Origin of the sequence: Aureimonas sp. Leaf324 (genome assembly GCF_001423245.1) — a bacterium.
Lineage (GTDB): Bacteria > Pseudomonadota > Alphaproteobacteria > Rhizobiales > Rhizobiaceae > Aureimonas.
Genome location: NZ_LMOH01000012.1, coordinates 107,840 through 129,691, shown reverse-complemented (window position 1 = coordinate 129,691; position 21,852 = coordinate 107,840). Strand labels below are relative to the sequence as shown.

General features: G+C 65.2%; 18 protein-coding genes. 10 read left to right on the top strand and 8 right to left on the bottom strand.

All coding sequences use genetic code 11. The features are described 5' to 3' along the window. Positions 1-31 precede the first annotated feature (31 nt). From ASF65_RS08205 to ASF65_RS08195, 3 genes are all read right to left on the bottom strand, one after another. Positions 32-1,309: a metallophosphoesterase gene (locus ASF65_RS08205; protein ID WP_082505280.1), complete on the bottom strand. Its 1,278-nt coding sequence runs from the start codon at positions 1,307-1,309 to the stop codon at positions 32-34. A 136-nt stretch (positions 1,310-1,445) separates the two neighbouring features. Beyond that, on the bottom strand, positions 1,446-2,948 hold the full coding sequence (locus ASF65_RS08200) for an ATP-binding protein (protein WP_082505278.1): 1,503 nt from the start codon (positions 2,946-2,948) through the stop codon (positions 1,446-1,448). Further along, positions 2,945-3,664 (bottom strand): response regulator, encoded by a 720-nt coding sequence (locus ASF65_RS08195; RefSeq protein WP_055887739.1) that lies wholly within the window; start codon positions 3,662-3,664, stop codon positions 2,945-2,947. The genes ASF65_RS08200 and ASF65_RS08195 overlap by 4 nt, the downstream gene beginning before the upstream one ends. A 295-nt stretch (positions 3,665-3,959) precedes the next feature. Here ASF65_RS08195 and ASF65_RS08190 point away from each other — a divergent pair, with 295 nt between their 5' ends. From ASF65_RS08190 to ASF65_RS08160, 7 genes are all read left to right on the top strand, one after another. Then, complete coding sequence (locus ASF65_RS08190) at positions 3,960-4,325, top strand: hypothetical protein (protein ID WP_055887736.1); 366 nt, start codon at positions 3,960-3,962, stop codon at positions 4,323-4,325. A gap of 286 nt (positions 4,326-4,611) precedes the next feature. Then, positions 4,612-5,826 carry an MFS transporter gene (locus ASF65_RS08185; protein WP_082505276.1) on the top strand — a complete coding sequence of 405 codons (1,215 nt, stop codon included), beginning with the start codon at positions 4,612-4,614 and terminating at the stop codon, positions 5,824-5,826. Between the two features lie 274 nt (positions 5,827-6,100). Continuing rightward, positions 6,101-6,736 carry an aldehyde dehydrogenase iron-sulfur subunit PaoA gene (gene paoA, locus ASF65_RS08180; protein WP_082505429.1) on the top strand — a complete coding sequence of 212 codons (636 nt, stop codon included), beginning with the start codon at positions 6,101-6,103 and terminating at the stop codon, positions 6,734-6,736. Continuing rightward, on the top strand, positions 6,733-7,683 hold the full coding sequence (locus ASF65_RS08175) for a xanthine dehydrogenase family protein subunit M (RefSeq protein WP_055887731.1): 951 nt from the start codon (positions 6,733-6,735) through the stop codon (positions 7,681-7,683). Before paoA ends, ASF65_RS08175 begins: the two co-directional genes overlap by 4 nt. A gap of 5 nt (positions 7,684-7,688) precedes the next feature. Continuing rightward, the gene (gene paoC, locus ASF65_RS08170) at positions 7,689-9,914 is read left to right on the top strand and encodes an aldehyde oxidoreductase molybdenum-binding subunit PaoC (protein ID WP_055887729.1); all 2,226 of its coding nucleotides are present in this window, start codon (positions 7,689-7,691) and stop codon (positions 9,912-9,914) included. Between the two features lie 531 nt (positions 9,915-10,445). After that, complete coding sequence (locus ASF65_RS08165) at positions 10,446-11,477, top strand: zinc-binding dehydrogenase (RefSeq protein ID WP_055887728.1); 1,032 nt, start codon at positions 10,446-10,448, stop codon at positions 11,475-11,477. Between the two features lie 84 nt (positions 11,478-11,561). Next, positions 11,562-12,902 (top strand): MFS transporter, encoded by a 1,341-nt coding sequence (locus ASF65_RS08160; protein WP_055887726.1) that lies wholly within the window; start codon positions 11,562-11,564, stop codon positions 12,900-12,902. A 250-nt stretch (positions 12,903-13,152) separates the two neighbouring features. Here the strand turns inward: ASF65_RS08160 and ASF65_RS08155 are convergent, their stop codons facing one another. Both ASF65_RS08155 and ASF65_RS08150 read right to left on the bottom strand, forming a co-directional pair. After that, the gene (locus tag ASF65_RS08155) at positions 13,153-13,908 is read right to left on the bottom strand and encodes a glucose 1-dehydrogenase (RefSeq protein WP_055887725.1); all 756 of its coding nucleotides are present in this window, start codon (positions 13,906-13,908) and stop codon (positions 13,153-13,155) included. 448 nt (positions 13,909-14,356) lie between these two features. After that, positions 14,357-15,262, bottom strand: a complete 906-nt coding sequence (locus tag ASF65_RS08150) for a LysR family transcriptional regulator (protein ID WP_055887723.1) — start codon at positions 15,260-15,262, stop codon at positions 14,357-14,359. 160 nt (positions 15,263-15,422) lie between these two features. On the opposite strand from ASF65_RS08150, the gene ASF65_RS08145 reads away from it, so the two are divergent. Both ASF65_RS08145 and ASF65_RS08140 read left to right on the top strand, forming a co-directional pair. Next, the gene (locus ASF65_RS08145; protein WP_055887721.1) at positions 15,423-16,214 is read left to right on the top strand and encodes a carboxymuconolactone decarboxylase family protein; all 792 of its coding nucleotides are present in this window, start codon (positions 15,423-15,425) and stop codon (positions 16,212-16,214) included. Positions 16,215-16,281: 67 nt separating this feature from the next. Beyond that, entirely contained in the window at positions 16,282-16,746 is a 465-nt protein-coding gene (locus tag ASF65_RS08140) for a cupin domain-containing protein (protein ID WP_055887719.1), read from the top strand. Between the two features lie 240 nt (positions 16,747-16,986). On the opposite strand, the gene ASF65_RS08135 is transcribed toward ASF65_RS08140, so the two are convergent. From ASF65_RS08135 to ASF65_RS08125, 3 genes are all read right to left on the bottom strand, one after another. After that, the gene (locus ASF65_RS08135; RefSeq protein ID WP_055887716.1) at positions 16,987-18,441 is read right to left on the bottom strand and encodes an NAD-dependent succinate-semialdehyde dehydrogenase; all 1,455 of its coding nucleotides are present in this window, start codon (positions 18,439-18,441) and stop codon (positions 16,987-16,989) included. Positions 18,442-18,566: 125 nt separating this feature from the next. Beyond that, positions 18,567-19,421, bottom strand: coding sequence for an SMP-30/gluconolactonase/LRE family protein (locus tag ASF65_RS08130; protein WP_055887713.1), 855 nt, complete (start codon positions 19,419-19,421; stop codon positions 18,567-18,569). Positions 19,422-19,451: 30 nt separating this feature from the next. Continuing rightward, complete coding sequence (locus tag ASF65_RS08125; protein WP_055887711.1) at positions 19,452-20,195, bottom strand: SDR family oxidoreductase; 744 nt, start codon at positions 20,193-20,195, stop codon at positions 19,452-19,454. A gap of 232 nt (positions 20,196-20,427) precedes the next feature. Between ASF65_RS08125 and ASF65_RS08120 the strand changes: the two genes are divergently transcribed. After that, positions 20,428-21,834 carry an MmgE/PrpD family protein gene (locus ASF65_RS08120; protein WP_055887708.1) on the top strand — a complete coding sequence of 469 codons (1,407 nt, stop codon included), beginning with the start codon at positions 20,428-20,430 and terminating at the stop codon, positions 21,832-21,834. Positions 21,835-21,852: the final 18 nt, after the last annotated feature.

Genomic DNA, 21,852 nt, shown 5'->3' with positions numbered 1-21,852 from the left:
GGCGACCGCGGTTCGGCCGGGCGGCCACGAGCTAGATCGCGGGCAAGGATCCTCTGCGGTCCGCCGAATTCACCGACGAACTTTCTAGAAAGGACGGTAGCTGCCGAACGGATCCTGGGGTGGAATTGACCTCGGTCTTGCCCTGCAGAGGGAAGGCGGCCACCGAAGTCGTGCCGTAGGGCAGTACGGATCGCGAGCCTGAAACACGGAGCGTGATGCGGGTGATCTCCGGAGGCTTGCCGAGGCGCAGGGCGAAGCCCGGCCAGAGGCCGGTGCCGTTGCTGAGGTAAAGCGTCATGTCGCCGATGCGGTAGGCGCCCGACGCAAATCCGTTGTTGGCGCGGGCGACGAAGAAACCCAGTCCGCGGATCATGCCGCCATGGGTATGGCCGGACAGTTGGAGGTCGGCATGCGGGGCCCGCTCCGGGGCGTTTCGGGGCTGGTGTTCGAGGAGGATCACGGGCGCGCCCGTGGGGGCCCCCGCCAGGGCCGCGTCGAGGTCGGGGCCCTCGTGCCCGTTCGCCGGCGCTCGTAGATCTGCGAGACCCGCCAGCACGATCTCCGCCCCGTTCCGTCGGATGACCGTGTGGCGGTTGGTGAGGCCCCGGAGGCCGAGCTCGCCGAAGCGTTGCATCCAGGCGTCGTAGCCGAAGTAGTATTCGTGGTTGCCGGGGATCATCCAGACGCCGTCCGGCGCTCTGAGGTCGCGGAGCGGCTCGACGTCGGCGCGGCGCGCCTGGACCGAGCCGTCGATGAGGTCGCCCGTCACCACGATCAGGTCGGCGTCCAGCGCGTTGGCGCGCTCCACGACGGCGCGTGCCCAGTCTGCCTGGAACAGGCGGCTGAGGTGTAGGTCGGTGAGCTGCACGAGTCGGTAGCCGTCGAAGGCGGGCGGTAGGTCCCGGATCGCGACCTCCACGTCCTTCGCCTCGGGCACCCGTGTCGCCTGGTGGACGGCGATCGCGGCGAGACCCATCGCGGTCAGGGCCGCCGCGTATCGCACCCTCGTCGAGACGATCGCGGCGGGCCGGCGGAAGGGAAGCGTCGCGAGGCCGACGACGTCGAGCGCGATCTGGAGGATCGCTAGGAACAGGATCGCGCCGAACGCCCAGTTGAAGGCGACCACCACCCCTTGCGGAAACTCGGGCGAGAAGACGGAGCCCGACGACAGGCGGTTCCAGAGGTGGAACTGCGAGGCGAAAAGGAGAAGGGCGCCGGCGGCCAGCTTCGATCGGGTCGGCCAGGGGAGCGGCAGGAGAAACCGCGCCAGCACGTAGAGGCACGGGATCGAGAAGTTCAGGTGGAACATTCCGGGCTTTCGATGGGGCGTCGAGACGCGGCAACGGTGAGGAGCGACGGTCGTCGATCGCAGTTCAGTCAGCGTTTCGACGATCTCGACGTCCGAGCGGCAGCTTGCCACCGATACGATGGGGGAACGCCTGGTCTCAGGCCGGGAGCCTCACGACGGCGCTCAAGCCGGGCGAGCGCCGGCGAAGCGCGATGTCGCCTCCGTGCTGACGGACGATGGCTCGGGCGATCGACAGGCCGAGGCCGGCCCCGCCCGTCTGGCGGGAACGCGAACCCTCGAGGCGGTAGAAGGGCGCGAACACTTCGTCCAGCTTGTCGGCGGGGATGCCGGGACCGTCGTCCTCCACGACGATCTCGACGGTCGAACGCGTGGTGACGACGCGTACGTTCGCATTGCCAGCGTATCGAGCGGCGTTCTCGACGAGGTTGCGCACGACACGTCGCAGACCATCCGGCCGGCAACGGTAGGGAAGACGCTCGCTGGTCTCGAACGTCACGTCGTGGCCGAGTTCGGCGAGATCCTCGCACGTGCTCTCGACGAGGGCGCACAGGTCGATGGTACGGGTCGCCTCGGCCGTCGTCTCCTGGCGGATGAGGGCCAAGGTGGCATCGGTCATCGCCTGCATCTCGTCGATCGTCGAGAGCATACGTCCCTGAAGGTTCGCGTCCTCGACGAGTTCGGCGCGCAGGCGAAGGGTGGTGAGGGGTGTGCGCAGGTCGTGGCTGATCGCGGCGAGCATCCGCGTCCGGTCGTCCACGAAGCGGTGAAGGCGCTCCTGCATGCGATTGAAGGCCTCCGACGTCCGACGGATGTCGTCGGGGCCGCATTCGCACAACGGCTGCACCGCCTCGCCGCGCCCGAGCGACTCCGCGGCCGTGGTCAGCTGTCTTAGGGGGCGTGCGATGCGCCGGGCGGTGAAGGCACCGACGAGAGCTACCAACCCGGCCGTAAGCGCGAGGGTCAACGGAAGCGGTGTCGCCCAGATCGACGGGACGATGTGCTTGTAGAACGCGACGTTGAGAGCCTGCCCGTCGGTCAGCGGAATGATGACGCCGGCCCCGTCGCCCTCCGCGTAGTCCAAGTATCGCGCACGAAGGGGAGCGTCGGAGACGCCTTGGACGATCGGGCCGTCCCAACGGGCCCCTTGGCGGAACAGATCGCTCGTCGCATCCGTTTCGAAGACTAGGCCGGCACCGGGGTGGCCGACCGGAGTGTCCTCGACTCCTTCGCCGAGAAGGTCACGAAGCGGGACCTGGAACTGGACGAAGGCGGCATCGACCCAGCCGTCTAGGTTCGGCGTGCCGCCGGCCGAGACCCAGAAGCGCGTGTACTGCGTGCTGTTGACCCGAGCGAGTTCGTCCCTGAGGTCGGGCGTCGCCACCTCCATCAGACGCGCCACCGCCGCCGAGCGGCTGTGCAGCTCCGTTCGTGCCGCGCTCTGAATGGCGCCCTTGTATTCGTCCCAGCAGATGTAGAGGCCGAAGGCGAGGCTGCCGAAGAGGGCGAGGAGCATGGAGGCGAGAAGCTGGATCGCCAGGCTCTTGCGCCACCAGTAGGCCGGACTCCATCGCTTGGCTTCGAATGTCGGCCAGCGGAGAGCGCGCTTCCATACCGTGGCGTGGTTCGATGCTATGGTCATGGCGCGATCACCTCCGGGACGAAGCTATAGCCGCCGCCCCAATGGGTCAGGATGATGGTCGGGTTCTTCGGGTCGCTCTCGACCTTTTTGCGCAGTCGGCTGACCTGGTTGTCGATGGCGCGGTCGAAGGGCTCGGCCTCGCGCCCGACCGTGAGGTCGAGCAGCTGGTCCCGCGACAGCACCGCACCGGGGTGCTCGACGAACACCTTGAGGAGGCGGAACTCCGCCGTGCTCAGGGGAACGCCGACGCCGTCCTCGTCCTGGAGTTCGCGGCGGCTGACGTCGAGTGTCCAACGGTCGAAGCGCAGCATGGAGGGGCGACGGTGGACCCGTTGGGGGCCTCCAGGCCGCGCCCTACGCAGCACCGCCTTGATGCGGGCGAGGAGTTCACGCGATGAGAAGGGTTTGGTCAGGTAGTCGTCGGCGCCGAGTTCGAGGCCGATCACCCTGTCGGTCTCTTCGGCCCGAGCCGTCAGGAAGATGATGGGCGTCTCGCCCATCGTGCGGATCTCCCGGCACATCGTCAGCCCGTCGTCACCCGGCATCATGATGTCGAGGACGATGAGGTCCGGAACGCTGCGTTCCAGAAGTCGGCGAAGGGCCGCACCGTTCTCAGCGACGCTCACCCGATATCCCTGCTGTTCGAGATAGGTCCCGACGAGATCTCGGATGTCCTGGTGATCGTCGACGACGATGATGTGGGATGCGGTGTCCATCCGGTGGCCTCGAAACGGGATGTCAGTGAGTATAGAGTGGCCACACTCGGAATGCCTGCCAAAAACTGTATCAACTTGTCGCAAGACGGGCCGTTGCTTTGGATCGACTGCCGTCCCCGATACACTTTTGGGACAATTTCAGACGACCGCGGCACAGCCCTGCGACAGGTCGCGGCTAGCATGATCCTCGTCAAACACAGGGAAGCGACCGACCCAGCCGGTCATATCCGAGCCGATAGGCCTTCCGGGCTTCCCTGAACCAACGGCCCCATGCGGCCCGACCGAGGACAAGACCATGACCAAGACCCGCATCATCGCCTCCGCCCTTCTCGCCGCCGCCTCCTTCGGCACCATGTCCGCCGCCCAAGCCGTGGTGCCCGGCTCCGACACCTACGAGCGGGCCCGTGACGGCGCGGCCGTCATGTCCGTGATCGAAGGAACCGCTTCGCGAGTCGACGTTGGTACTGTCACGGATCGGGCGATCTACGGCTTTCCGAACGCCACCTCTTCGAACGGTGCCCTGGTACCCGGTTCCCGCTCCGTGGACGACGCGGCGGAGCGCGACGCCGTGATGAGCGTGATCACCGGCACGCCGGGTGCCAGCTACACGGCGGGACCCGCCGGCGTCGGCACCATCGTGCCGGGCTCCGACAGCTTCTGACCGAGTCACGGAGGGCGGTGCGTCGACGAGCGACGCGCCGCCTTCGATCCACGTCGATTGACAGGGAGAACGCACGTCGGAGGCGAAGGGCAGGTGCCCGCAATGGCCTTCTCGCAACGATTGATGAGACTGGTTCATGACGACATGCCGATATCCTCGGATAATCGATGGACTGTCGAAGGCCTACTTCGTGTGCAGCCGAGCCGAGCCGACCGATCCGGCAGGCTCGCGTCCATTGCGTCGCTTGCCTTCGATGGCCGCGACGGCCACACCGAAAGGTCAAGTCATGTCCATCGCCATCTCGAGTGACGCGCCCGCGTCCCGCGGCTCGATCGCGTGGAGCGCAGTCCTCTCGATGACGCTCGGCGTCATCGTCCTCATCGCATCCGAGTTCATGCCCGTCAGCCTTCTGACGCCGATCGCCGACACGCTGCGGATCACCGAAGGCCAGGCCGGTCAGGCCATCTCGATTTCCGGCGTGTTCGCCGTTCTCACCAGCCTGTTCAGCTCTTCCCTCGTCGCTCGGCACGACCGACGCACCGTGACGCTCTTCTTCACATCGCTCCTGATCGTATCGGGCGCGATCGTCGCGATCGCCCCGAACTACGTCATCATGATGGGCGGTCGTGCCCTGTTGGGTGTGGCGATTGGGGGCTTCTGGTCCATGTCCACCGCGACCGTCATGCGCCTCGTGCCGAGAGACGCCGTTCCCAAGGCCCTTGCACTTCTGAACGGTGGGAACGCGCTGGCAGCGACCATCGCCGCGCCTCTCGGAAGTTTCCTTGGTAGTATCGTCGGCTGGCGTGGCACGTTCAGCGTGGTCGTGCCGCTCGCAGCGGCAGCCATGGTGTGGCAGTTCATGTCGATGCCCCGAATGCCGCCTCGGTCCAACGAAAGACGGACGGGCAACGTGTTCCAGCTCCTCCGCCGCTCCACCGTCGCCTATGGGATGTCGGCCATCTTCCTGTTCTTCACGGGTCAGTTCGCTCTCTTCACCTATCTGCGTCCGTTTCTCGAGACCGTCACGGGCGTCGACGTCACGATGCTGTCGCTCATCCTTCTGGCCATCGGCCTCGCTGGGCTGGTCGGCACCTCGATCGTCGGGACGATCCTGAAGAGCCGACTGTTCACGGTCCTGATCGCCATTCCGATCGCGATGGCGTCCATCGCAGTCGCGCTCATCGTCTTCGGTGCTTCACCTCTCCCGACCGCCGCCCTGCTCGGCATTTGGGGCCTCGTCAGCGTTCCGGCCCCCGTGGCGTGGGGAACCTGGCTAACGCGCACCGTTCCGGACGACGCCGATGCGGGCGGTGGGCTGATGGTCGCCATCATCCAGCTGGCCATCACGCTGGGCGCGACGGTGGGTGGCCTCCTGTTCGACGCGAACGGGTACCGGAGCACCTTCGTCCTAAGCGCCGGCCTCCTGTGCATTTCGGCTGGCATGGCAGTCCTGGCGTGGAAAGCCGCGGAACAGCCGGTGAAACTGGAAGGATTTCGTTGAGCCACTGTCGGAGCCCTGCCGTGCGCCCTCCGATCGAGATGGGTTCTCCCGTTCTCGAGAGGAGGGGGCCAGAGGATCACTCGGAACCGGGCGATTCAGAAGCTGGGTTCATGACACCATCCCGAATTTCTGGGGTAATCCTGAGCCTTCTTTAGACCAATTATAATCGGAGATCGCAGTCTGCCGTTCCTTCCATGGAAACGTCCGCCGCAACCCGACCGAGGCCGCGGCGGGAGGATCAAGGGCGGCATGGGCTCCGGCGATGGAGAACACGATGAAGACGACCAACCTCGAACTCAATCGCCGTGAGCTGATGGTGAGCGCATCGGCTTGCGTCGCCTCGACGGCACTGCCGGGAGTGGCGATGGCACAGCAAACCACGGACACCGCGTCGGTCGTCCGCTCGCAGGTGACGTTGACCGTGAACGGAACGCGCCGCGAGATGGACCTCGACCTGCGCACGACGCTTCTGGACGCGCTCCGCGAGCATCTCGCGCTGACCGGAACCAAGAAGGGTTGCGACCATGGTCAGTGTGGTGCCTGCACCGTCATGGTCAACGGGCGCCGGATCAACTCCTGTCTGACACTCGCCGTCCTGCACCAGGGCGACGAGGTGACGACGATCGAGGGCCTCGGCACACCCGATGCACTTCACCCGATGCAGGACGCCTTCGTGAAGCACGACGGCTATCAGTGCGGCTACTGCACGCCGGGCCAGATCGTCTCGGCCGTCGCCGTTCTGGAGGAGGTGAAGGCGGGTATTCCAAGTCATGTGACCGCCGATCTCTCCGCTACCCCCGAGCCGTCCAACGCCGAAATGCGCGAGCGCATGAGCGGCAACATCTGCCGTTGTGGCGCCTACTCCAACATTGCCGACGCCATGACCGAAGTCGCCGGGAGGCCCGCATGAAGTCCTTCACGTTCGAACGGGCGGCAAGCCCGCAGGAGGCAGCTGCCGCCGCCGCCGCAAAACCCGGCGCGAAGTTCATCGCCGGGGGCACCAACCTTCTCGATCTCATGAAGCTCGAGATCGAAACGCCGCAGCATCTCGTGGACGTCAACGGTCTGGGCCTCGATCGGATCGAGGCGACGGAGGAGGGCGGCCTGCGGATCGGTGCGCTCGTGCGCAACACCAACATGGCCGCCGACGAGCGCGTGCGTCGCGACTACGGTGTCCTGACGCGGGCCGTCATGGCGGGCGCCTCCGGCCAGCTGCGCAACAAGGCGACCACCGCCGGCAACCTCCTGCAGCGCACCCGTTGCCCGTACTTCTACGACACCAACATGGCCTGCAACAAACGGCAGCCGGGGTCTGGGTGCTCGGCGCTCGAAGGGTACTCGCGACAGCTCGGTGTGGTCGGTGTCAGCGACGCCTGCATCGCCACCAATCCTTCGGACATGAACGTCGCGCTGCGGGTACTCGATGCCGATATCGAGACGGTCAAGCCGGATGGTGCGACGCGCACAATTGCGATCGCGGAGTTCCACCGCCTCCCTGGCGACACGCCGCATGTCGAGACCGTCCTCGAGCCGGGTGAACTCATCACCGCCGTGACGCTGCCTCGTCCTCTTGGAGGGACCCACGTGTATCGCAAGGTGCGCGATCGTGCGTCCTACGCGTTCGCATTGGTCTCCGTGGCCGCCGTGATACAGCCCGACGGCTCCGGTCGTGTAGCCGTCGGCGGGGTCGCCCACAAGCCTTGGCGTGTCTCGGAAGCCGATGCGGCCCTGACAAGCGGGGCCGGCGCAGCCGCGGCGAAGTTGTTCGACGGCGCACGCCCCACCGAGCACAACGCGTTCAAGATCCCGCTGACCGAGCGCACGCTCGCTGCGGTCATGACGCAAGCGAGGAATTGAAGCCCATGAAGTTCGATACTCCCGCGGGTACGAACCCGATCGACCGCATGAAGGTCGTGGGCCAGCCCTTCGATCGCATTGACGGACGGTTCAAGGTCACCGGCACCGCGCCCTATGCCTACGAGCGCCACGACGTTGGAACCGACGTCGCCTACGGCTCCATCGTCGGCTCCGCGATCGCCAAGGGGCGGATCTCCGCCATGCATCTCGATGAGGCGCGACGCGCACCGGGAGTACTGGCCATCGTCACTGCGGAATCCGCCGGCCCCCTCGGCAAGGGCAAGTTCAACGTCGCCAAGCTGCTCGCCGGCCCCGAGATCGATCATTACCATCAGGCCGTCGCCATCGTCGTGGCCCGTACGTTCGAGGAGGCACGGGCAGCCGCCAACCTCGTTCGCGTGGACTACGAGCGGCAGGACGGGCGCTTCGACCTGGCCGCGCTTGCGCCGGATGCACCGATCGTCGGAGGCAACAGCGAGGAGGGCAGCGCGTCCCCGCCGGAAGACAGGTTCGGCGACTTCGAAGCGGCCTTCGCCGAAGCTCCCGTTCGTCTCGATCAGGAATATACGACGCCTGATCAGAGTCATTCCGCGATGGAGCCCCATGCTTCGACGGCGCGGTGGGATGGAGACGAATTGACGGTCTGGACGTCGAACCAGATGATCGACTGGGGCCTGACCGACCTTGCGGCGACGCTGAACGTGCCGAAGGAAAAGGTACGGCTCGTCTCGCCCTTCGTCGGCGGTGGATTCGGCGGCAAGCTTTTCCTCCGGACGGATGCCGTTCTGGCGGCCCTGGGTGCGAAGGCAGTCGGGCGCCCGGTCAAGGTGGCGTTGACGCGGCCCATGATCCCGAACAACACGACGCATCGTCCTGCCACCATCCAGCGGATCCGGATCGGCGCGGACCGGGATGGTAGGATCAGCGCCATCGCCCACGAAAGCACCTCCGGCAATCTGTCCGGAGGCGATCCCGAGACCGCGGTGGCGCAGACGAAGCTCCTCTACGCCGGTGGCAATCGTCTGGCATCCATGCGCCTGGCCGAAATGGATCTCCCGGAAGGCAACGCCATGCGAGCGCCCGGGGAGGCACCGGGCCTGATGGCGCTCGAGATCGCCATGGACGAGATGGCCGAGAGCCTCGGCATCGACCCGATCGAGTTCCGCGTGATCAACGACACGCAGGTCGACCCGATGAAGCCCGATCGGCCCTTTTCGCAGCGCCAGCTCGTCGAATGCCTTCGACAGGGGGCCGATCGCTTCGGTTGGGCCGCCCGTGATCCGAAGCCCGGCCGGGTTCGCGATGGACAGTGGCTGGTCGGCATCGGCGTCGCCGCGGCCTTCCGAAACAACATCACCCTTCCGTCGGGCGCTCGTGTCAGGCTCGGCGCGGATGGCGTCGTGACTGTCGAGACCGACATGACGGACATCGGCACGGGCTCCTACACCATCATCGCGCAGACCGCCGCCGAGATGATGGGCGTACCGCTCTCGCGGGTCGCGGTGAACCTAGGTGACTCCGCGTTTCCCGTCTCCGCAGGTTCTGGCGGCCAGTTCGGGGCCAACTCGTCGACGGCTGGCGTCTACGCCGCCTGCGTCAAGTTGCGCGAGGCCGTGGCGAGCAAGCTCGGCTTCAATTCGACGGACGACCTGGTGTTCGCCGACGGAGAGGTCCGATCCGGCAATCGGTCCGTCCGACTCGCGGATGCCGCGAGCGACGGCGAGATCGTGGCGGAGGACAGGATCGAGTTCGATCCGGCCTTCACGGATGCAGAGCAGCAGTCGACGTTCGGTGCGCATTTCGTGGAGGTCGGCGTCGACGTCGCCACGGCGGAAGTGCGCGTGCGCCGTATGCTCTCCGTCTGCGCAGCGGGCCGAATCCTGAACCCGGTGACGGCGCGAAGCCAAGTCATCGGTGCCATGACGATGGGGGTGGGCGGCGCACTGATGGAGGAACTCGCGGTCGACAGGCGCCACGGGTTCTTCGTCAACCACGACCTTGCCGGATACGAGGTGCCAGTTCACGCGGACATCCCACATCAGGAGGTGATCTTTCTGGACGAGACCGACCCGCGTTCTTCGCCGATGAAGGCGAAGGGTGTCGGCGAACTCGGACTGTGCGGCGTCGGTGCAGCGGTCGCGAACGCGATCCACAACGCTACGGGCATCCGCGTACGCCACTACCCGATCACCTTGGACAAGTTGATCGAGAAACTACCGGAACTGGCCTGAGTGCTCAGGCCTCGACGGAACGCCCGTTAATTCGGCGTCCGTCGAGGCGACCGTCGTGTCGCACCGCCTCGCATGAGGACAAGTCATCTCGCCGGCCTACCTACGAGGGTGAGGTTGCGACGATGTCGTCTGCCGCGCTGTGCTCGAGAAGCATCGGGGTTCGGCGTGGCAGACCAGCGTTCGCGGACCAGAAGGTATCGGTAGTCGAAACCCGGATCGTGGTTCGAGACGAGATCAGATATAAGCTGATATTATTGCCGGCGGCCTCTGAGCCGCATCGTTGCTTGAATGCTCTTGGGGGCGGTGGTCAGTATCTGGCCCAGGACGCTGCTTTGGACGACGACATCGTCGCGGCGCCAATTCGCAATCCAGGTGCACCGTGAACAGATCAGTGGTTTCATTCGACGACGTCGCCCGACGGGGAGTCCCCGTATCCGATCCAGCAGGGTCTTGGATCGTGACCACCCCAGCTCTCACGCACGCAATCGGGTCCTTTGGGACGATCTCCTTTCGTCCGGTGGAGTTCGTCTCGTGAAGGGCCTGGTCTTCCTGGGGGATCGTCGCACCGTGATCGCCGATTTCGAGGATCCGACCCCCGGACACGGGGAGGTCGTCGTCGAGATCAAGGCTTCGGGTATGTGCGGCAGCGATCTGCACTGGTACCGCGCTCCGCACGATCCGAGCGTTCCCACGCAGGCTCGGATGATCGCCGGCCACGAGCCGGCCGGCGTCGTCGCTGCCGTCGGCCAAGGCGTGCTTCCGCACGTCGCCAAGGTCGGAGATCGGGTCATGGTGCACCACTACCATGGCTGCACGGTCTGCGATCACTGCCGCACGGGTTGGCCGCAGCTCTGTGAGCCGGTGACGCGGACCACCTACAGTGCGAACGCCCATGGTGCACACGCTCCCTACATGAAGGTCGCAGCGGCGACCCTGGTGCCCCTGCACGACGACCTCAGCTTCGAAGCGGGTGCAGCGATCGCCTGCGGTACCGGCACGGCCTGGGGCGCCCTCGACAGAGCCCAGATGCGAGGGGATGAGACCATCGTCGTCCTAGGGCAGGGGCCGGTCGGCCTCTCCGCGACGCTGCTCGCCGCGACCCGAGGTGCGAGAGTGATCGCCGTGGACCTCGACGAGAACAGACTCGAACTCGCCCGCAGCTTCGGTGCGGACGAGACCATCAACCCTCGGAACGCCGACGTGACCGAGGCCCTGCACGACCTAACCGGCGGCAAGGGCGTCTCGCTGGTCGTCGAGACCTCCGGCTCTCCGCAGGCCGCGATGTCCGCTCTCAAGGCGATCGCGACCTGGGGCCGCATGTGCATGGTCGGTGTCGGTGGTCAGGTCACCGTCGAGACGAGGGCTTTGCTGGACCGGCAGGTCACGGTGATGACGTCCTATACGATGTCGACCGTCGGGCAGAAGGCCTGCGCAGACTTCGTCAGGTCGCGTGGGCTCGACCTCGACCGCCTCTTCACCGATCGATGGACGCTTGATCAGGCCGAGGAGGCCTATCGACACTTCGATGCCCAGGCGGGCGGGAAGGGCGTCTTCGTCTTCTGAACCTTTCCGCTAGTGCTCGACCGTCCGCGGGAGTGAAGCGGACGCGATCGCACGAACCTATCGCAACGCCACTGGGAGGAGACTATGGCGCATACTGAAGATACCCTGTCGGGTAATCGCAAGAAGATCGGGGCGGCCTCGGTCGGCCAATTCGGCGAGATCTTCGACTTCGCGGTGTTCGGGTTCTCGGTCCCGATCCTCGCCACGCACTTTTTCCACTCGTCGAGTCCTCAGGCCGCAATCCTGAGCACCTTCACCGTCTATGCGGTCGCCTTCTTCGCACGTCCGCTCGGAGGATTGTTCTTCGGGTATCTTGCCGACCGGATCGGGCGCGTGCGGATCCTTTCGATCACGATCTGGCTCATGGCCGGCGCGACCGCTGCGATCGGCTTTCTTCCGACCTACGCGACGATCGGGATCGCGGCACCTATCCTGCTCGCCTTCTGTCGACTGCTACAGGGCTTCGCGATGGGCGGCGAGACGAGCGGTGCCACGAGCTACATCCTGGAGTCCGCGCCGGACGACAAGCGCGGCTTCTGGGTCGGCGTCGTGTGGTTCTTCGGTCACCTGCCGAACGCCTTCGTCGCGATCATGCTCGCCGTCCTGCAGTTCGCCGCCGGGCCCGAGATCTACTCGGACTGGGTCTGGCGTCTCCCATTCATCCTGGGCGGCCTCATAGGCATCGTCGGGTTCTGGATGCGCCGTAACCTCGAGGAGCCGAAGGAGTACGTCGAGGCCAAGCGGACGAGCGACGCGCATCAGTTGCGCGAGGATCGTCGGGCCAGCCTTCGATCGATGCTCTACCTTCTCCTGATCCAACCTGTGCAGACCGTCGGCTCGTATCTCCTGTTGGGGTTCATGTACACCTTCCTCGTCCGACAGGCTGGCCTGGACGCGAATGCCGCGCTTGCTTCGAACGCGATCGCCGTCTTCGTCCTGTCGATGTTCCTAGTGGTCGGTGGGTTCATGGCGGACCGTATCGGGCGCAAGCCGGTGCTGACCGCTGGAGCCCTGTGGATCGCGTGCGCGGCCTATCCGGCCCTACAGTTCGCGTCGGCCGGCACCTTCACCGGAGCGCTCGTCGGGCAAATGCTGATCGGCATCGGCATCGGGCTTTACGGTGGGGCCTCCTTCGCTGCTGCCGTGGAGTTCTTCCCGACGTCGTTCCGTGCAACCGGGCATGCGGTTTCCTATCAGCTGACGGTCGCCATCTTCGGAGGCACGACGCCTCTGATCGCGGCGTGGCTGGTCGGGTATTTCGGTACGCCGATCGCACCCGGCTTCTATGTCATCGCCGTGGCCATCATGGGCGTCGTGGCGGTTCAGTTCGTGCCTGAGACCCGCAACGCCCGACTGCGCCAGGCAGCCGGGGAGGGACAGGCTACAGGGCCTCTGAAGTCGTCGATTGCGACACTAGAAGTCTAGACCGAGCAAACCTACGTCTCTCGGCTAGCTCTCTTCCCCATGCCGATGTCGCATGGGGAAGAAGCTTCGTTCATGGCCTCGGAGCGGTTGTTTAGCCATGATCCGTCGTTCGGATTACCAGTCTATAGAGCCGAGCCGGTCCGCAAGCAGTTCCCCGTCGAACGCCACGTGACCGATCCCGCTCACTCGACCAAAGAAGGGAGATGAGGGTCATGTCGCGGGTCGTTTAGGATCTCCGATCGAGGCCTGATCAGAGCGACCATCCCCCATCTACGGCGATCGCTGCGCCCGTCACGAACGCGCCGAGATCTGCGCTCATCCAAAGGACGGCGTCGGCGATCTCCTCCGGCTTGCCGAGCCGACCCACGGGTTCGAGGTCGATCGCCTTCTGGATGTCGCCTCCCGTGAACCGGTCCATCATAGGGGTCTCGATGTTGCCAGGAAGGATCGCGTTCACGCGGATGTTCGACTTGGCATAGTCCAGGGCGGCCGATTTCGTCAGACCGATGATCGCATGCTTGGAGGCAGCGTAGGCCGCGCCTCCCGCGACGCCTCGGACGCCGGCACCGGACGACGTATTGATAACGACGCCACCGCCCTGGCGCACCATCTGTGCAAGCTCGTGCTTCATGCAGACGAAGGTTCCGCGCAGGTTGATGTCGAGGATCCGGTCCCAATCTTCGAGATCGATCTCTGCCACCGGAGCCGCCTCGTTTTCCACTCCAGCGTTGTTGAAGGCGATATCCAGCCGACCGAAGGTCTCGACCACACGACCGATCGATTTCTCGACCTGAGCCGGTTCCGATACGTCGCACGCCAGGACCAAGGCCTTGGCTCCTACGCCGGCGACCGCTTCGGCCGCATCGTTCAGGGATTCCTTAGTTCGGTCGAGGATTGCAACCTGCGCGCCTTCCCTAGCGAATGCGACGGCTGTCGCCCGCCCGATACCGCTTGCGGCTCCGGTGACGAGAACGACCTTGCCGATGAATCGTGCGGTATTGGACATGATTGGGATTCCATTGGGATAGGGATGATGTGCTGAATTGGATGAACTGAGCCTCCGATCCGCTTCGAGCACAGCTCGGCCGCGCAGACGTTTCAGATCGGTCGACCCTTCCGCCATGACGACGTCCGTCGGCGAAATACGTCGACGGCACGAGGACGGCCGGTTCGTCTTCACACGGGTAGCTAGGATCTGCAGTCGGAGGAATAAGAAGCCGCGATGCGCATGCCGTGATGAGTGCGGCTCATGAGTCGAGCCTTGGACGATCCGTTGGGTTGGGTAAGACTTCGGTCACCGCCAGGATGATCCGCTTCCGCACTGGGCAATCGCGCACATGGTGTCCCTGCCAGCGGAAGGTCGTTCGCATACCAATCGAACTTGCGGCTATGCACGGTCGGCGTCGGCGGCCAACTGACGTCCTCGATCTTTCGAAGGTACTACGACGAGATCGCTATCCCGAAGGGCGGGTGTAGCGCAGGCTGTCGACTAGAACCTTGAACGCGGGCGAAGCCTGCCTGCGGCTCGGATAGTAGAGATGGTAGCCGGAAAACGCTGGACACCAGTCGTCGAGAACTTGAACGAGCAGACCTTCGCGGATGTCGGCATGCACCTGCTCCTCGGGAAGGTAGGCCACTCCCAGCCCGGCGAGCACTGCCCTGTGGATCTGCCCGGTGCTGTTGAACACGAGTTGACCATCGACCCGCACACGAAGCTCGCGGCCGTCGCCTTCGAACTCCCAAGCGTACAGGCCGCCATACGTCGGCAGACGAAGGTTGATGCAGTTGTGACCGAGGAGGTCCTGTGGCTTCTTCGGTAGGTGACGCCCGGCGAAGTACATCGGCGCGCCCACGACGACCATGCGCATTTCCGGCCCGACGGGCACGGCGATCATGTCCTTCGCCACTTGCTCCCCGATACGGATGCCGGCGTCGAAGCGCTCCGCCACGATGTCGGTCAGGCCGAAGTCGACGGTTACCTCAACCTTGATGTCGGGATAGCGGAGCAGGATGCGCCCGAGAGCGGGGGCGAGGATTGTCGTCACCGCGTGTTCGTCCGCAGTGATGCGGATCGTTCCGGCAGGCTTGTCGCGGTACTCGCTCAGGGCGTTCATGCCCGTGACGATCCCATCGTACAGTGGGCCGATCGTCTGGAGCAGCCGTTCCCCGGCTTCGGTCGGCGCGACGCTGCGAGTGGTGCGAGCGAGCAGGCGGACACCGAGCCGCGCCTCCAGTTGGCGGACGGTATAGCTCAACGTCGGCTGCGACACGCCGAGCTTTGCCGCCGCACGAGTGAAACTGCGTTCCTGCGCGACGGCCAGGAAAGCTCTCAAATCGCTCAGATCGTCTCGTGTATTCATAGATACGATCTATAACCTCGTGCGGATTACGCTGTCTAATCCGTGGCAGGGTCCTGGCCTACCTTCTGGTTCACTTCTGTCTGCGGCGTCATCCCAGCCAGCCGCGTAGGATCCTGCATGGATCTGCTCCGCCCGATCGTCTTTCAGAGGGAACGAACCCATGAAGCTTCTCTCCACCTCGCTCCTCACCGTTTCGCTCGGGACAACCGCGTTGGCGCAGGAATCAACGCAGAACCTCGGCGCTTCGACGAGCCCATCTGTTCTCTCACGATCCGACATCGTTGCGGTCTCGCCCGCGCTGGCCCGATACGGGCAGGACGCTGTCGTCGGCGGCCTTTGGGAGCGTCCGCAGCTCTCCCGACGTGACCGCAGCCTCGTGACGGCAGCGATCCTGATCGCTCGCGGCCAGACGATCGATCTCGGCCATTACATGACCGTCGCTCTCGATAACGGCGTGACCCCGGCCGAACTGTCCGAAACCATCACGCACCTCGCGTTCTATGCCGGTTGGTCGAACGCCATGTCCGCGGTCGCGATCGCCAAGACCGTGTTCGCCGATCGGGGCATCGAGGTCGGGGAACTGCCCGCGGCGTCACCCACACTCCGTCCGATCGACGAAAGGGCAGAGGCGACCCGGCAGGATAGCGTGGAGCGGCTTCTCGGCACGTCCTCGCCGGGCCTTGCCGAATTCACGACCGATCCGCTCTTCGTGGACGTCTGGCTACGACCAGACCTCGGTCTCCGTGATCGTAGCCTGGTGACGATCACGTCGCTGATGGCCAATGGACAGGTCGCACAGCTCCCCGGGCATCTGAACCGGGCCATGGACAACGGCCTGACGAAGGAGGAGGCCGGCGAGGTCGTGACTCAGATCGCCTTCTACGCAGGCTGGCCGAACGCCTTCTCGGCCGGGCCGGTCGTCAGGGACGTCGTCGAAAGCCGTTCGAACTGAGAATGAATCGTTTCCAGCTGGACCAGAACAGCCAGCACGAGCTGACCGAAACCGAAAGGTGCACCCTATGAAGAACACGCTCATCGCCGCCACGCTGGCCGTCGCCGGCGCTACGTCCGTCGACGCCCAGGAGATCGGTGTCTATCCGGCGGGATCTGGTCCTTCGATGCTCGCGAGCGCGGAGAACTTCACCGGCCATGTCGTCGTGTCTCCGCTGTTGCCATCGACCGTCGACACGCCATCGGCGTCCGGTCTCGTATCGTTCGCGCCTTCCGCCCGAACCGCCTGGCATACGCACCCTGCGGGCCAGATGCTGATCGTGACGGCCGGCAAGGGGTGGGTGCAGCGAGAGGGCGAAGCGCGACAGGAGATCGCGGCCGGAGACACCGTCTGGATCCCGGCCGAGGTCAAGCACTGGCACGGCGCGACCGATGTGACCGCCATGAGCCACATCGCGATCACCTACGTTCGGGACGGCAAGAACGCCGACTGGATGGAACTCGTGACCGACGGGCAGTACGCCGATCGGTGAGCCGGGTCACACCGAGAATGTCCGTCATCATCCTCCGTGCATCCTGGCCACGATCGCGCAACAGGTGTCTATGGTGCGTTGGAACGTACTTTGTTGCGGCCCAGGAGAAGACGGTGGCTCATGCTGCGCACCAGCTCGCACCGAAAGGTCGCGAGCCGGATCGACAATGTCGATCCGGCTTCGGCTAGGCATGGCATCATACGAGCGGGTTGAGACGGTCGCCGCGTCGCTCCGAATTCATCACACCGCGATCCGGCGCTCCGCGATGGTCTTGGCCACGGTGTAGCTGTGGTACATCTCGGGGCCGCCCTCGCGTCCGATACCGCTTTCCCGATACCCTCCGAAGGGGGCGTCGGCACCGGGACTCGTGAAGACGTTCAAGGCGACGGAGCCGACCTGGAGTTCCCGCGCAAGGTGATCCGCACGCTGCATGGAGTTCGTGAAGACGAACGCGGCAAGCCCCATCTCGAGACTGTTGCTGATCTCCAGCGCTTCGTCCATCGAGTCTACCGAGGCGCAGGGCGCGATCGGTCCGAACGGCTCCTCGCTCATGATGCGCGCTTCCAGGGGCACGTCGGCCAGTACGGTCGGCGCGTAGAACCAACCGCGGTTGCCGACGCGCTGACCTCCGGTCGCGATCCTCGCTCCGTTCGAGACCGCGTCCTCGACGAGATCCGCCATCGCCGCCAGACGTCGCCGGTTCGCGAGGGGTCCCATCTGGACCCCTTCCTCGAAACCGTCGCCGACTTTCAGCTTGCTCGCCTTCGAGGCTAGGCTCTCGACGAAGTCGCCGTAGACCGACCTGTGGATGAGAAAGCGCGACGGGGCAGAGCAGAACTGGCCCGCCATACGGAACTTCCAGTTCACAGCCATCTGGGCGACGCCGTCCACGTCGACGTTCTCATCGATCAGCACCGGCGCGTGGCCGCCGAGTTCCATCAGGACGGGCTTCATCGTCTCCGCGGCAAGCCGGGTAAGGTGCTTGCCGACGTGGATCGAGCCCGTCAGCGTCACGAGCCGGGTGATCGGAGACAGTACAAGGGTATGAGACACCTCGTCGGGATCGCCGAAGACGACGTTGAGGACCCCCTTCGGGAGGCCGGCGTCGATGAAGCACTGAGCGAACAGACACGCCGTCGCCGGGGTCTCCTCCGCGGGTTTCAGGATGACGGAGCAGCCTGCCGCCAGGGAGGCGCTCACCTTCCGCGATGGAGCGCTCATGGGCACGTTCCACGGCGTGAAGGCTGCCACCGGCCCGATGGGCTCCCGGACCACGAACTGCTGGATCGGAGGATCTGTCGGGACGATGCGGCCGTAGAGACGGCGAAGCTCCTCCGAATCCCAGTCGAGGAACGTCGCGGAACGCTCGATCTCGGCGAGGGACTCGGCGATCGTCTTGCCGAGTTCCATCGTGAAGATCGGGGCGATCATGGACGCCCGCTCACGGATGAGGGCAGCGGCCCGCTTCATGACAGCCGAGCGTTCGGACGGCGGCGTGCGACGCCAGACGTCGAATGCACGCGCCGATGATGCGAGCGCGTTCTGGAGATCCTCGGCGGTCGCCTTGGGAACCTGACCGATGATCGACTCGTCGCTCGGGTTCTCGACGTCGCACAGCGTCGGACGGTCGTAGATCCACTCGCCGTCGATCAGGAGTCCGATGCGGGGATAGGCGGGTTTCGGAGTGTCGCTCATGTCGGTCTCTCTCGGTTGGCCGCCGGTGAGGCGGCCTTGCATTTCATCGTTGGAACACTGGCCCGTCGCGGTCGGCATGCCGGGAGAGGGGCCTCCGTTGCCGAGGGTCGAGCAGCCCGTCGGGGTCAGGGCAACGTGTCGGATGGTCCCGGGACATCCACGCGTGCCGTGAGGATCGCGCTGTTCCGTTTCCCGGCGGACATGTCCTCGTCCGTCCCGAGGAAGGCGGTCATGAACAGTGTGCGTCGATCCGGGCCGCCGAGAGTGCAGGAGATAGCGGAGCCGTCGACCTTGATCCGATGGGTTATCTCTCCCCCGTCGAGCACTCTCAGAAACTCGCCGGTGTTGTAGATCCCGACCCAGAGCGCACCATCGCGGTCGGCACACAGGCCGTCGGGCTGGCGGCCGTCGAGATCCGCGAACAGCCGGCGGTTCGTCAGTCTGCCGGAGCCGTCCAAGTCAAAGGCTGCGATGCGGGCTTCCCAGGTCTCTGCGAGGACCAGCGTCCGCCCTTCGTCGACGATCGTTGAGCCGTTTGGAAAATCGACCTCGTGGGCAACGGCTTCGAAGGTACCGTCGGGATCGACCCGATGGAGCGAAGTCGTCCTTCGTGGATCGCCAGCGACGAAATCGTATCCGAAGTCACCGACGTAGATGCGGTCCTGCCGGTCGATGGCGAAGTCGTTTAGCCAACCGTTCGCGACGTTCGAAAGGTCCGCGTGCTCGGCGAGATCGTCGCCGTCCAGGCGAAGCAGCCTGCAGTCCTTCGCCGAGGCGACGATCAGCGTCCCGTCGGATAGGAAACCAAGGCCCGACGGTCGCGTCGGCACGGAAATTCGCCGTTCGACCGCTCCCTCGTCCGAGAGGATGCAGACCTCGTGCGCGAAAACGTCCGAGACGAAGAGACGTCCCTCGCGCCACTTGGGTGCTTCCAGAAACATAAAGCCGTCGGCGAACCTCGCCGGTGTCAGGGTCTGCATCCCAGCCTCCCAGCCGATCCTCTCGCGGCCTTACCAGCCGCCGTCGCAGTGGACATCCTGGCCGCTGATCAGATCGGCCTGGGAGGACGAGAGGAAGACGGCCAGGTTGGCGATGTCGACCGGCTCGATCCGACGCTTCAGGCTCTGACGTTCCATGATCCAGTCGTGATACTCCTGGCGTCGTGCTCCGAAGTGCCGGCCCTCTGCGTCGGAAAGCACGGCGCCCGGGGAGATGCCGTTGACGTTGATGCCGTGCCGTCCGAGTTCGCGTGCCATCGACTTCACGAGCCCGTACATCGCGCCCTTCGACGCTACGTAGGGAACGAAGCCGTCCCAGTGCCCGGTGAGGGTCAGGGAGGTCATGTTGACGATCTTGCCGGCCTTCTTCCGCTTCATGTGCTCCGCGCATGCTCGGGAGAGCACGAACGCCGCCGACGAGTTGATGCGAATCTCCTTCTCGTAGTCCTCGATCGAGAACTCCTCGTGGGGCTTGTTGACGACGAAGGCGGCGTTGTTGACGAGCACGTCGATGCCCCCGACCTCGTCCGCCAGAGCCCTCACTGCCGTTTCCGTACCCGCCAGATCGTTCAGGTCGCACCCGAAGTACTGAACGTCCGATGGAAGCTTGCTTGCATGGTCCCCGTGCGAGTCCAGCCCGGGGCGGTCCGATGCGATCACCCGGGCACCTTCTTCGTGGAAGCGCGCCACGAGCGCCTCGCCGATCGTGCCCAGCGCGCCGGTGATCAGGGCGGTCCTGCCGCTCAGCTGTCCCATGAGAGTCTCCCGCATTCGGTATCGAGCTGAAAATTCCATCTCGGCGGAGGGAATGAAACCGTGAAAGCTGCGGCAGGCCCAAGCGATATAATGGTGGGCTATAGGGGTGGACCGATGCATGAGGGGGAAGGGGACGCCGGGGTTCCGCCCCGCCCGCTGAATGGGTAACTCCATTCGGACCCGCTTCCCCAGATCGCGCCGCCGCGCCGGCGTTTTCGAGAAGGATCCCGCCATGTCAGCGGACCGCGACCTCGTCCACATCCTTGCCTCCCATGCCGCGGACCTGCGCTACGAGGATCTGCCGGAGGAGGCACGGTCGGCTGCGAGGAAGAGCATCCTGGACACGCTCGGCGTGATCCTGGCCGCGAGCGGCATGGAACCTGCGGTCCGCGGCGTCATGGAGATCGTCGCCGAGAGCGGAGGGCGGCCGGATTGCACCGTGCTCGGATTCGGTGGCCGTGCCCCTGCGTTGATGGCGGCGATGGCGAATGGTGCCCTGGCCCACTGCCTCGACTACGACGACCAGACGCAGTGGGGGCAGCACTGCGCCAGTTCCATCGTGCCGGCCGTATTTGCCGTCGCCGAGCGGCAGGGTGGTGTGACAGGAAAGGAGCTGATCGCGGCGGTGGCGGCGGGCCAGGACATCTTCGGGCGGCTCCGCTGCAACGTCGAGTGGAAGAAGGACTGGAACCTCTCCACCGTGCTGGCCGTCTTCGCGGCGACGGCCTCCGCAGGACGCGTAATGGGTCTTCCGGCGTCCAGAATCGCACACGCGATGGGGATCGCGACGATGCAGTCGAGCGGCGTCATGGAGATGGTTGCCGGCCGAGGGAGCGACCTGAGAGGAATGTACGCGGGCTTCTCGGCGAAGGGCGCGGTCCTCGCGGCGATGATGGCCGAGAAGGGGGTCACCGGCATCGATCGCGCCTTCGAGGGGCGGTACGGCTTCATGAACACCTATTTCGGCGGGGGCTACGACCGGGCGGGAATTCTGGACCGCCTCGGCAGGACGTTCCTTGGGAGTGGCACGCTGTACAAGCGCTGGCCCTGCGTCGGTACGGCCCACAGCCACATGAAGGCCGCCATCGACATCGTCCAGGAGAACGACCTGCGGCTCGACGACATCCAAGAGATCCGGCTGCACGTCGGCGACTACCACGACCTGATGTGCCAGCCGCTCGACGAGCGACGCGCTCCCGCCACCCTGGCCGACGCCAAGTTCAGTCTACCGTTCCTCGTCTCGGTGGCGATCGCCCGGCGAGGCATGAGCGTCTCCGACTTCTCGGAACCCGGCCTGCGAGATGAGTGCGTGCTCGCCATCGGACGGAAGATGACCCTCGTTCCCGATCCGAGCCTCGATTGGAAGCTCGAGATGCCCCCCGGTCGTGTCGAGATCCTGGCTCGCGACGGACGGCGCTGGCTCGTCGAAGGGCACGACGTCCCGGGGAACGGGGAGAATCCGATGAGCTGGGGCGACATCGCTACCAAGTTCCGCGAGTGCGCCACGGTCGCGTTCGCTAGGCTCTCTCCGGACGCCCTTACGGAGGCGATCGCCTTGGCCGATGGACTCGACGGGCTCGACGATGCGACGCGCCTGATGCATTGCCTCGCGATACCTTCCGCATTGCCACCGTCCTAGCTTGCCGTCGTCATCGAC